Annotated in this window: 8 protein-coding genes; 7 read left to right on the forward strand and 1 reads right to left on the reverse strand. The window is 54.4% G+C overall.

Annotated features, from left to right (window positions below):
• Window positions 1-43 precede the first annotated feature (43 nt).
• From glgB to AC1WNR_RS07305, 7 genes are read left to right on the forward strand one after another with little or no spacing between them, the layout of a single operon-like run.
• A complete protein-coding gene (gene glgB, locus AC1WNR_RS07275; protein ID WP_481643849.1) occupies window positions 44-2,266 on the forward strand; it encodes a 1,4-alpha-glucan branching protein GlgB in 2,223 nt (740 codons plus the stop codon).
• 7 nt (window positions 2,267-2,273) lie between these two features.
• A complete protein-coding gene (gene glgX / locus AC1WNR_RS07280; RefSeq protein ID WP_481643850.1) occupies window positions 2,274-4,349 on the forward strand; it encodes a glycogen debranching protein GlgX in 2,076 nt (691 codons plus the stop codon).
• 19 nt (window positions 4,350-4,368) lie between these two features.
• Window positions 4,369-6,825: a glycogen/starch/alpha-glucan phosphorylase gene (locus AC1WNR_RS07285; RefSeq protein ID WP_481643851.1), complete on the forward strand. Its 2,457-nt coding sequence runs from the start codon at window positions 4,369-4,371 to the stop codon at window positions 6,823-6,825.
• A 45-nt stretch (window positions 6,826-6,870) separates the two neighbouring features.
• Window positions 6,871-8,145: a glucose-1-phosphate adenylyltransferase gene (glgC, locus tag AC1WNR_RS07290; RefSeq protein ID WP_481643852.1), complete on the forward strand. Its 1,275-nt coding sequence runs from the start codon at window positions 6,871-6,873 to the stop codon at window positions 8,143-8,145.
• A 12-nt stretch (window positions 8,146-8,157) separates the two neighbouring features.
• Window positions 8,158-9,777, forward strand: a complete 1,620-nt coding sequence (locus AC1WNR_RS07295) for an alpha-D-glucose phosphate-specific phosphoglucomutase (protein ID WP_481643853.1) — start codon at window positions 8,158-8,160, stop codon at window positions 9,775-9,777.
• A gap of 10 nt (window positions 9,778-9,787) precedes the next feature.
• Entirely contained in the window at window positions 9,788-11,368 is a 1,581-nt protein-coding gene (locus AC1WNR_RS07300; RefSeq protein WP_481643854.1) for a glycogen synthase, read from the forward strand.
• Between the two features lie 2 nt (window positions 11,369-11,370).
• Window positions 11,371-11,811, forward strand: a complete 441-nt coding sequence (locus AC1WNR_RS07305) for a VOC family protein (protein ID WP_481643855.1) — start codon at window positions 11,371-11,373, stop codon at window positions 11,809-11,811.
• On the opposite strand, the gene AC1WNR_RS07310 is transcribed toward AC1WNR_RS07305, so the two are convergent.
• On the reverse strand, window positions 11,812-12,054 hold the full coding sequence (locus AC1WNR_RS07310) for a hypothetical protein (RefSeq protein WP_481643856.1): 243 nt from the start codon (window positions 12,052-12,054) through the stop codon (window positions 11,812-11,814).
• Between the last annotated feature and the right edge of the window lie 135 nt (window positions 12,055-12,189).

Consider the following 12,189-nt stretch of genomic DNA (forward strand, 5'->3'; position numbering starts at 1 on the left):
TACAAGCCTATGTTCTAACGCTTTTTCCAGTTAAGGAGCCGTTGTGGCTAAATCCACCAAACCCTATACGCCCAGCCTTGATGAAGGCTGTATCTCAGCCATTTCAGAGGGACGACACTCAGACACCTTCGCTGTTTTGGGGCTGCATACGCATCCGACTGGTAAGGGGCTAGTGGTCAGAGCCCTGTTACCGAATGCTGAATCGGTGCGTGTGATCAGCACTGATACAGGGCGCTCCTTAGGTGAGATGCACCAAATCGGTTTGCAAGGGCTGTTCGAACTGTCGCTACCGCGACGCAAGAATCGCTTTGGCTACCGTTACGAGGTGGTCTGGAACGGCGAAACCTATCATGAGACTGACCCGTACTCGGTTGGCGAGCTCCTGACTGCAGAGCAGCACTATCTTTTCGCTGAAGGCTCGGATGAGCGTGCCTACCGCTGGATGGGGGCTCACCCACGCAACGTCGGTGGGGTAGAAGGTACTCACTTTGTGGTTTGGGCGCCGGCGGCTCTGCGTGTCTCTGTTGTCGGTGAGTTCAATTACTGGGATGGTCGACGTCATGTGATGCGTGCCAACCCTGGTTCGGGGATCTGGGATATTTTTATTCCCGGCATTGCTGCTGGCACCCTCTACAAGTATGAAATTATCGATCAGCACGGGCAGCGTTTGCCGCTCAAATCAGACCCCTATGGACGTGGTTTCGAGCACCCTCCGCAAAATGCTTCGCTAGTCGTGCCCGAGCCTGCTCACACTTGGCGAGACGCCCAGTGGATGGCGGCCCGCGAAAAGCGCCAGAATTTCGATCAACCGATCTCGGTGTATGAGTTGCATCTGGGTAGCTGGCGTCGTAAACCGGAGGATGGTAATCGCTACCTTAGCTACATTGAGCTGGCGGATGAGTTGGTCCCCTATGTGAAATCGCTCGGCTTTACCCATATTCAGCTGATGCCCGTCAGCGAGTATCCCTTTGATGGCTCTTGGGGTTATCAACCCGTCGGAATGTTCGCGCCCACCATCCGTTTTGGTACCGCCGATGAGTTCCGCTATTTTGTTGATCGGTGCCACCAGGCGGGACTGGGCGTGTTTATCGATTGGGTGCCGGGACATTTTCCAACGGATGAGCATGGTTTGGGCCGGTTTGATGGCACTGCGCTATACGAGCATGAGGATCCGCGCCAGGGCTACCACCCCGATTGGAATACGCTGATCTACAACTACGGCCGTAAAGAGGTGGTGAGCTACCTTCTCAGTAACGCCTTCTATTGGCTGGATGAGTTTCATATCGACGGCCTGCGTGTTGATGCGGTCGCATCTATGCTCTACCTCGACTACAGCCGCAAAGAGGGTGAGTGGATCCCGAATGAGCAGGGCGGCCGAGAAAACCTTGAGGCGATCGCTATGCTTCAAGCAGTAAACCAGCGAGTCGGTTTTAACTACCCAGGTGTATTGATGATCGCAGAGGAGTCCACCTCCTTCCCCGGTGTGACTCGGCCGGTTGATATGGGTGGGCTTGGTTTCCACTACAAGTGGAATATGGGCTGGATGAATGACACTCTGGCGTATATGGAGCGTGATCCAATCTACCGTCAATACCATCAAGATCAGCTCACCTTCGGTCTTGTCTACGCTTTCAGCGAGAACTTCGTACTGCCCCTGAGTCACGATGAGGTGGTGCACGGGAAAGGGTCGCTACTGACTAAGATGCCGGGCGATGACTGGCAGCAGTTTGCCAACTTGCGCGCCTACCTGAGCTTTATGTGGAGCCACCCTGGCAAAAAACTGCTCTTCATGGGAGGCGAATTTGCTCAGCGCGCTGAGTGGAACCACAACACCAGTTTGGATTGGCATCTTTTGGATGCGCCGGCCCATGCGGGCATCAGCGAGCTTATCAAAGATCTCAACGCCAGCCTTACAGCGTTTCCAGCGCTCTATCAGCAGGACTGCTCACATGAGGGGTTTGAGTGGCTGCAGATCGACAACGCCGCGCAATCAGTTCTGGCTTGGCTACGGCGAGACGTTCAAGGGAACACAGTTGTTGTAACCGCCAACCTGACGCCGCAATACCATGCAGACTATCGTATCGGAGTGCCGTCGGGTGGTTCTCTGGTTGAGCGCTTCAATTCCGACCAGACGCGCTATGGCGGTAGCGGGCAGTTAAACGCTGAAGTGATCAATATCGAAGCGATCGAGGCCAATGGTCGCGCGCACTCTGCCAGTGTCGCGCTGGCGCCGTTGGCGGTGCAGATATTCGAGTTGAAGAGCTAAGGCTGGGATGAGCGCAGGGTTTACAATCTTACCAGGTAGTCGCTACCCGCTAGGCGCCACTCCTATGGAGGGGGGCGTCAACTTTGCTCTGGTCTCTGAGGCGGCACACCGCGTTGAGCTGTGCATCTATGATGAGACAGGCAAGTTGGAGCTGACCCGCTTGGAGATGCCCGAGCGCTCTGGCGATCTCTGGCACGGTTTTATTCCCGCACTCGACACCCGCCTGAGTTATGCCTATCGCGTGCATGGCCCTTACGAGCCGCAGGCTGGCCACCGATTTAATGCCAATAAGCTGCTATTGGACCCCTATGCCAAAGGGCTAGTAGGCGAGTTTCAGTGGAGTGAAAAACATTTCGGCTATGACCGCCAAGACCCTCGCAAAGATCTGAGCTTTAGCCTATCGGACAATGCGCCTTGTATGGTCAAAGGACGGATCCTATCGGATCAGCCCGAGACGATTATCCAGCGCCCCTGGATGGCCTCAGATTGCAATCGTATGATCTACGAGCTGCATGTGAAAGGTTTTACCCAGGGTATAGAGCTGGGCGAGCAGAGTGCACGTGGTACGCTCACCGCTCTTGCTGAGCCTAAAGTTCTGGACTACCTAAAAGGTTTGGGCGTCACTACGCTGGAACTGCTACCTGTACACGCCTTTATCGACGACTACTTTCTGCATCAGCGTCAGCTCTGCAACTATTGGGGCTATAATACACTCGGCTTCTTTGCCCCGCATCAAGCCTATCTAGATGACCCTAACCCCTTTGCATTTCGACGAACTATTGATCGATTGCATGATGCCGGTTTTGAGGTGGTGTTGGATGTGGTTTACAACCACAGCGCAGAGAGTGACCAGCTCGGGCCGACGCTGAGTTTGCGTGGCATCGACAATGCGCTTTACTACCGTCTGGCCGAGGACAAACGTCACTACGTCAACGATACTGGCTGTGGCAACACCCTTAACTTTGACCAACCTCGAGTGGTTCAGTTGGTGATGGATAGTCTGAGGTACTGGCACAGAGTACAAGGTGTCGACGGCTTCCGTTTTGACCTCGCCTCAGTGCTAGCGCGCCGAAATAGCGGTTTCGACCCAGCACACCCGCTACTGCAGGCGATTGCGCAAGACCCAGAGTTACAAACTGCACTCTTTATTGTTGAGCCTTGGGATATTGGTCCGGGTGGCTATCAGCTCGGAGCCTTCCCAAGAGGCTGGCTCGAGTGGAATGATCGCTATCGCGACACCGTTCGCCGTTTCTGGCGCGGAGATGCCGGCGTCGTACCGGAATTCGCCAAGCGGGTCCACGGTTCTGCTGATATATTTGAGGCCCGTAGGCGTCGTCCTGCCGAGTCGCTCAACTTCATCACCTCCCATGATGGCTTTACGCTGCATGACTGGACGCGTTACGAGCATCGTCACAACCGGGATAATGGCGAGCACAACCGCGACGGTCATCATGAGAACTTCAGCAGTAACTGGGGTGTTGAGGGTGAAACGACCGACCCACAAATCGGTGTGACGCGCACTTCACTACAACGTGCAATGCTGATGACACTGTTTCTATCGCAAGGAACACCGATGCTATTGGCTGGCGACGAACGCAGCCGTACGCAACGCGGCAATAACAACGCCTATTGTCAGGACAACGAGATCAATTGGATCGACTGGACGAAGAGTGTCGCTAGCGAGGAGTTAGTGGATTTTACGCGTCAACTGACGGCTTTGCGTTGGACCGAGCCACTGCTCGGCTGCGTCGACTATATCCATCGCCCGGAGTCGCACGAGGAGAGGGCAACCCTCTGGTTCAACTCTGCAGGGGAGCCGTTGACTGCGGCGCAATGGGAGCAACCTGACTTATGCCACCTTGGATATCTGCTGCGAGGTGAGCCTGAGGAGTCAGCGCTCTACCTGATTTTTAACCGGGCCGCTCATGCACAACACTTTGTGCTGCCGGTCGTTGAGCGCGGTTCTAACTGGGCTGCACGTCTGTGTAGCTCACCTACCGCCAAACTGGATTCAACCTATAGGATGGGCGCATCGCTGGAGCTTCCAGCACAGAGTCTGACACTCTTTAGCGCCTCTCACTAATTGCTACACAGGAATACTGATGACTACTGCCAAAACTAAAGCAATCGCAAAGCCAGCTGTCGAACTTGAGTCGATGACCGATGACCTGCGTCGCCATTTTGAGGTCACGCTGGGGCGTGACGAAGTGAGCGAATCACACTACTACCTCTACAACGCACTTGCATTGACGTTGCGCGATCGTCTGACGCAGCGCTGGCGTGAAACTCGCGAGCGTTACCGTGACCAGGACCCTAAACGGGTCGCATACCTCTCGCTTGAGTTTTTAATGGGGCGCGCCCTCAATAACGCCATACTGAATCTGGATCTGGATGCTGATACTCGCGAAGCGCTTCAAGGCTACGCAGTAGATCTAGAAACACTCACCGAAGAGGAGATGGATGCAGGCCTAGGTAACGGCGGTCTCGGACGTTTGGCCGCCTGTTTCCTTGATAGTTGTGCAACGCTTGAGTTACCGGTCACTGGATATGGTCTGCGCTACGAGTACGGTATGTTCCATCAGCGCATCGACAACGGGTATCAGATTGAGAGCCCCGATAAGTGGCTGCGGGCTGGTAACCCTTGGGAGATTGAGAGCCCAGAAAACGCGTGCCGAGTGAAGTTCTATGGCCGTACCGAGTATGTTACGGGCAAGGATGGCAAGATGCAGGCGCGTTGGGTCGATACAGCTGATGTGTTGGCGGTACCTTACGATATGCCCGTGCCGGGCTATCGCAATGAGACCGTAAATACTCTGCGCCTGTGGAAGTCTGAGGCGACCGATGAGTTTAATCTGCATGAGTTTAACGCGGGTAGCTACACCGACGCCGTGGCGGCAAAAAACCTCGCCGAGCAGATTACGATGGTGCTATACCCGAACGACAGTTCGGAGAACGGTAAAATTCTGCGCCTACGCCAGCAGTACTTCCTCTCCTCAGCCAGTCTGCAGGATGTGATCCGTCGTTGGGTGAAACGCAAAGGCGCAGACTTCTCAACCTTTGCTGAGAAGAACTGTTTCCAGCTTAACGATACCCACCCGACGATTGCTGTGGCAGAACTGATGCGTCTGTTGATGGATGAGCAGGGGCTCTCTTGGGATGCAGCGTGGGCCGTGACCTCTAAAACCATGGCCTATACCAACCATACTTTGCTGCCTGAGGCCCTGGAGACCTGGCCTGTACGTATGTTCTCGGAGATGCTGCCGCGCCTGCTGGAGATCATCTATGAGATCAATGCCCGCTTCTTGGCCGATATCGCGCGCCTTTACCCCGGTGATGTTGACCGCCTGCGCCGCATGTCTATCATCGGTGAAGACGGGGAGCCGCGTGTGCGCATGGCCTACCTCGCGATTGTCGGTAGTTTCTCGGTCAACGGTGTCGCAGCGCTGCACACCGAACTCCTCAAAGCGGGTCTATTCAAGGACTTTTACGAAGTTTGGCCGGATAAGTTTAACAACAAGACAAACGGTGTAACGCCGCGTCGCTGGTTGAGTGGGGCTAACTCGGGTCTGCATGAACTGATCAGCTCGAAGATCGGTGAGGAGTGGGTACGCGACCTCAGTCAGCTTGAGGGACTTAAGCGTTTCGCTAAGCAGAAGACTTTCCAGAAGCGCTGGGCCGGGGTGAAGCAGACGAACAAGCAACTGCTGGCAGATCTTGTCGAGGAGCGCACCGGTGTGCGTTTCGACACCAGTATGCTGTTTGATATTCAGGTAAAACGCATCCACGAGTACAAGCGTCAACTGCTCAACGTACTACACGTTATCCACCTCTACGATCGCATCACCCGTGGCGATGTCGGGGGGATGGTGCCGCGTGCCGTACTCATCGGCGGTAAAGCTGCGCCAGGCTATGATATGGCGAAAACACTGATCAAACTGGTCAATAACGTGGCAGCCGTTGTTAACGCAGACCCGCGCTGTGATGGCTTGCTCAAAGTGGCATTCCTGCCAGACTACAAGGTGAGTTTTATGGAGGTGATTGCTCCAGCGGCGGACCTGTCTGAGCAGATCTCCACGGCCGGTAAAGAGGCATCTGGTACCGGCAACATGAAGTTTATGATGAACGGTGCACTGACCATCGGCACGCTTGATGGCGCTAACATCGAGATCCGTGAAGCGGTGGGTGAGGAGAACTTCTTCCTCTTCGGCCTAGACGCTCAGGGTGTTCAAGAGACCCGTCTAAACTACGATCCTAGTGCTATTATTGCAGCAGATGAGGATTTCGGTCGCGTTATGGGACTGATTGAGTGCGGTCACTTCAATCAGTTTGAGCCCGGTATTTTCGAGCCTGTTGTTGCATCTATCCGCAGTCCGTACGATGCTTGGTTGACAGCGGCTGATTTCCGCAGTTTTATCGATGCACAGGCGGCGGTGGCTGAAGCTTACCAACAGCCTGCCCATTGGTGGGAGATGAGCATACTCAATACGGCAGGCAGTGGTCGCTTCTCGAGTGACCGTACGATTGAGGATTACAACCGAGAAATATGGCAGGTGAGGTAACCCAATCTGGCCCGCCAACGGATAAAACAACTCTAAGGACCCGAAATGCGTGGAGATAACCCTAACCCTCGTCACGTGAGTCGTATGACGCGTGACACCCTAGCGTTAGTTCTTGCAGGCGGGCGCGGCTCGCGCCTGCACGAGCTAACCGACTGGCGCGCCAAACCAGCGCTCTACTTTGGCGGTAAGTACCGAATCATCGACTTTCCGCTCTCTAACTGCATCAACTCGGGTATTCGTCGAATCGGGGTACTAACCCAGTACAAGGCGCACTCACTGATTCGACATTTGGTGCGGGGTTGGGGCTTCTTCAAGAACGAGCTCGGTGAGTTCGTTGATGTACTGCCGGCGTCGCAGCGCCACTCCGAAGCCTGGTATCAAGGCACCGCCGATGCGATCTACCAAAACCTCGACATCATACGTGCTCAACGCCCCAAGTATGTCTTGGTGCTTTCCGGCGATCATGTCTACAAGATGGACTATGGTTTGATGCTGGCCGAGCATGTCGCTTCAGGCGCTGAAATGACCGTGTCCTGTCTGGAGGTTCCGGTAGAGGAGGCTGCAGGTGCTTTTGGCGTGATGAAAGTTGATGAGACCAATCGTGTAATCGGTTTTGAAGAGAAGCCAGCCAATCCGTCGACGATTCCCGGCTCTGACAATCTGACGCTTGCCTCAATGGGGAACTATGTATTTAACACTGATTTCCTATTCAAAGTACTGGAAGTGGATGCCAAAACTGAAGGCTCTAGCCGTGACTTCGGTAACGACATTATTCCGAGCATTATTGAGTCCCATAAGGTGCACGCCTTCCCATTTCGTGATGAGCAGACTGGGGATCGTGCCTACTGGCGTGATGTGGGTACCCTTGATTCGTTCTGGACGGCCAATATGGAGCTGATTCAGACCGTCCCACCGCTGAATATGTATGACGAAGATTGGCCGCTCTGGACTTATCAAGAGCAGCTACCACCCGCTAAGTTTGTTTTTGATGAAGAGACACGTTGTGGCTATGCAACAGAGTCAATGGTCTCTGGTGGCTGTATCATCTCCGGCGCTCGTGTGCGTCACTCAGTATTGTTTAGCAATGTACTGATTGAGGAGCAATCTGAGGTGTCTCATTCGGTGATACTGCCTGACGCCCATATTGGTCGAAACGTGAAACTCAATAAGGTCATTGTCGATCGTAAAGTAGTACTCGAGGACGGCTTTGAGGCAGGTTTTAACCACGATCAAGACCGTGAGCGTGGTTTTAGAGTAACGGCGCAGGGTGTCGTGTTGATTACCCGCGGTATGCTAGGACAGGAGGAGGGCTCAGCCTAAGAGCCCAGTTTAATGACACTGCACGCAACCTCGCCCATAGATGGGCAGAAGCCTGGTACTTCAGGCCTTCGAAAGAAAGTCAAAGTTTTCCAACAGAACAACTACTTAGAGAACTTTGTTCAATCTATTTTTAATGCCCTGGAGAGGTGTGAAGGTGAGCGCCTGGTCGTTGGTGGTGACGGCCGTTACCTCAATCGTGATGCGATCCAGACCATAATCCAGATGGCAGTTGCCAACGGTTTCGGCGAGTTAATCATCGGCCAGGGCGGCATACTTTCGACACCCGCAGCCTCCAGTGTCATCCGCAAATATCCCAGTTGCGGTGGCATCGTGCTGTCGGCTAGTCACAACCCGGGTGGCCCCGATGAGGACTTCGGTATCAAGTTCAACGGACCCAATGGAGGTCCGGCAACTGAAGCGATGACTGAGGTTATCTATCGTAACACCCAGCAGATTAGCGCCTACCACAAAGCTGATCTCGACCCCGTTGATCTGGATGCCATTGGCGAACATAAACGTGGATCGACGCTGATTCGAGTTATCGACTCCGTTGCAGACTACGCTGAGCTGATGCAGCAGTTGTTTGATTTTGATGCGATGCGCGCTCTGATCAGCAGCGGTAACTTCCGCTTCTGTTTTGATGCGATGCACGCCGTTACCGGCCCTTATGCGAAGCAGATCCTAGTCGATTTGCTAGGGGCGCCTGTAGATTCGGTGATCAATGCAGAGCCTAAAGAGGACTTTGGCGGTCACCACCCTGATCCAAATTTGGTGCATGCTGCTGAGTTGGTTGAACGTGTAAATACTCAGGGTCTCGATTTTGGTGCCGCGTCTGACGGTGATGGCGATCGCAATATGGTGCTGGGTAATCACTTCTACATTAATCCCTGTGACAGCCTAGCGCTGCTGGCCGCTCAGTCTAGCCAGATACCGGCCTACTCGTCAGGCCTGGCGGGTGTTGCCCGCTCTATGCCTACAAGCCGCGCACTTGATCGGGTTGCTGCTAAATTGAATCTGGATTGTTACGAGACCCCAACCGGTTGGAAGTTCTTCGGCAACCTGATGGATGCACAGCGCATCACTTTCTGTGGCGAGGAGAGCTTTGGTACCGGTTCCAGTCATGTCCGTGAGAAAGATGGGCTCTGGGCTGTACTCTGTTGGCTCAACGTGCTTGCCGCGACTGGCAAGAGTGCAGCTGAGTTGATGCAGGAACACTGGGCTATCTTCGGTCGCGACTACTTTAGTCGTCATGATTACGAAGGTGTCGACTCGGATGCGGCTGCCGCGATGTTTAATGAGCTAAAGCAGAAGCTGCCGACACTGACGGGTTCAGAGTTCGCTGGGCTCGGCGTCGATCAGGCGGATGAGTTCGGCTACACCGACCCAGTGGATGGCTCGGTGAGCCAAGGGCAGGGCGTGCGAATCTTCTTTTCGTCCGGTGGACGTATTGTGCTGCGACTCTCGGGCACCGGCACCAGCGGTGCGACCCTGCGTGTCTATTATGATCAGTTTGATGCTGAGTCGTTGGATCTGGACCCTCAGGAGGCGCTTGCTCCGTTGATGCGTGCAGCTGAAGCGATTGTCGGGATTGAGAAGCATACGGGCCGTGCTGCCCCTGATGTAGTGACCTAAGGACTTTTCATTGAATATATTGATGATCGCCGCCGAGAATGATGCTCTGGCCGGTGCAAAGGTAGGTGGTATAGCCGATGTGGTGCGAGATATTGCCCCTGCATTAGCACAACGCTCACACCAGGTTCAGGTATTACTGCCTGGCTACCAAAGTTTATCTGAGCAATCGGGTAGCCAACGGCACGACCGGTTTCAGGTGACATTCTGGGGTCGAGTTGAGACGGTCGACCTCTACTCGGTTCCTGGGCGTAATCCGGTGGGCGGTGTCCAGCAGTGGGTGTTGGAGCATCCGCTGTTCGCTGCTGCGGGTAAGGGGCGTATCTACTGTGATGATCCACCGGATCGTCCGTTTGCGACGGATGCATCTAAGTTCGCGCTCTTCTGTGTTGCGGCCGCTGAGGCGGCAACACGTGGTCTGTTTGGGCAGTTAGATGTGCTGCACCTACACGACTGGCATGCCTCGGTCGTTGCACTGTTGCGCGCCTATCATGCGGATTACACTGCCCTGCAGTCTATCCACACAGTCTTCAGTATTCACAACCTTGCGCTGCAGGGGATCCGCCCGTTTGATGGCGATATCTCAGCCGTTCACGCCTGGTTCCCAGGTTTAGACCTTGAGTACGATCGTGTTTCTGACCCTCGCTATACAGACTGTATCAACCTGATGCGCACCGGCATTAACCTCAGTGACAAAGTACATGCCGTCTCACCCACATACGTTGCTGAAATCACGCGACCTAGCAGCCCGCAGCAGGGCTTTTTTGGTGGTGAGGGGCTCGACCCTGATCTGCTCGCTGCGCAGCAGCAGGGGCGGTTAATCGGCATTCTCAACGGGGCTGAGTATGATTCAGTTGTGCAGCCTAAGCTGGACTCAGAGCTCGAGCGCTTACTGCTAGCGGCCGAGAGTGAAGTGATTAACTGGATGTCTAAAGAGACCCACTGCTACTCGGGCCACAGTATCGCCTTGGGTCGTATTCAGCAGTGGCTACGAAACCTGGATCAGAAAAGCGGCGACAAGCAGATGCTGCTGACCTCAGTGGGCCGGCTAACCGATCAGAAGGTGCTGCTACTGCGTCAAACGATGCTTAATGGTAAATCGGCCCTCGATAACCTGCTACTGCAGCTAGCGGGGCGTGGGAGATTGATTCTCTTGGGTTCGGGCGATCCGCTACTCGAGCAGTTCTTGCTCGAGGTGGCCGGGCGTCACGCCAACTTTATCTTTCTGCGTGGTTTCTCCATCGACCTTTCGGAGCTGTTTTATCGAGCGGGTGATCTGTTCCTGATGCCAAGCTCATTTGAGCCCTGTGGTATCAGCCAGATGCTGGCGATGCGAGCTGGGCAGCCCTGTCTAGTTCACTCGGTTGGCGGTTTAGCGGACACAGTCGAGGATGGTAAGAGCGGTTTCAGTTTTAGTGGCTCGAGTTTGCATGAGCAGTGTCAGGGGATGCTGGATACCTGCGAGCGAGCCGTCAATGAATTTTCGCGCACGGCACACTGGAATGAGATCTGCGCCCAGGCAGCGGCGCAGCGTTTCCTCTGGTCTGACTCTGCGCTAGCTTACGAGCAACACCTCTATACAACAGGAGAGTAGCTATGCGTTATCTGCACACAATGGTGCGCGTTTCGGATCTGGACGCCTCACTAGACTTCTATACTCGAGGTCTAGGTTTGGTAGAAGTGCGTCGCAAAGAGAGTGAGAAGGGGCGGTTTACGCTGGTCTTTCTAGCTGCTCCTGAAGATGCTGAGCAGGGGGCATCAAGGTCGGCTCCGCTAATGGAACTCACCTACAACTGGGACCCGGAAGAGTATAGCGGCGGCAGAAATTTTGGTCACCTAGCCTATGAGGTCGATGATATCTATGCGGTCTGTCAGCATCTGAGCGATATGGGTGTGATGATTAATCGTCCGCCGCGTGATGGCCATATGGCCTTTGTACGCTCCCCGGATGGCATCTCTTTCGAGCTGCTGCAGAAGGGTGAAGCCCTGCCTGCTGCAGAGCCTTGGGTCTCAATGGAGAATAGCGGTAGCTGGTAATCAGCAGTGGTTGCGCAGTGCTGCGATGAAGCAGTTCATCTCTTCGCGGTTAGTGAAACCTTCGGCCAGGGCGAGTTCGCGTCCGCGCTGCTCGTCGAACCGTCTAGCTTTATTCGCTGAGCGACAGCCCGCGTCGTAGGCTGTTATCAGTCTTTCAACACGATCTGCCTTGTGCTGCTGGCCCTTGAGGCTAGCTGCACTAGTATTTGGGCGGGTTAGGCGGGTGGTGTTGCGTTCTTGCATCCAATGCTCCGAAAGCTCATAGCTTATTTCCTTTGGCATAAGACTAGACCAAAGTTCAGAATTTGCATGGGGAGCAGCAGAAAATTAAGAAAAATTCTCAAAGCAGATCAATCTAGCGCGCAGCGCTATGTTGCG

It is taken from the genome of Marinobacterium marisflavi, from assembly GCF_982447095.1.

Excerpts from the sequence above, each read along its gene's own strand:
- glgX (WP_481643850.1), top strand. The coding sequence starts at position 2,274 with ATGAGCGCAGGGTTTACAATCTTACCAGGTAGTCGCTACCCGCTAGGC.
- AC1WNR_RS07285 (WP_481643851.1), top strand. The coding sequence starts at position 4,369 with ATGACTACTGCCAAAACTAAAGCAATCGCAAAGCCAGCTGTCGAACTT.
- glgC (WP_481643852.1), top strand. The coding sequence starts at position 6,871 with ATGCGTGGAGATAACCCTAACCCTCGTCACGTGAGTCGTATGACGCGT.
- AC1WNR_RS07295 (WP_481643853.1), top strand. The coding sequence starts at position 8,158 with ATGACACTGCACGCAACCTCGCCCATAGATGGGCAGAAGCCTGGTACT.
- AC1WNR_RS07305 (WP_481643855.1), top strand. The coding sequence starts at position 11,371 with ATGCGTTATCTGCACACAATGGTGCGCGTTTCGGATCTGGACGCCTCA.
- AC1WNR_RS07310 (WP_481643856.1), bottom strand. The coding sequence starts at position 12,054 with ATGCAAGAACGCAACACCACCCGCCTAACCCGCCCAAATACTAGTGCA.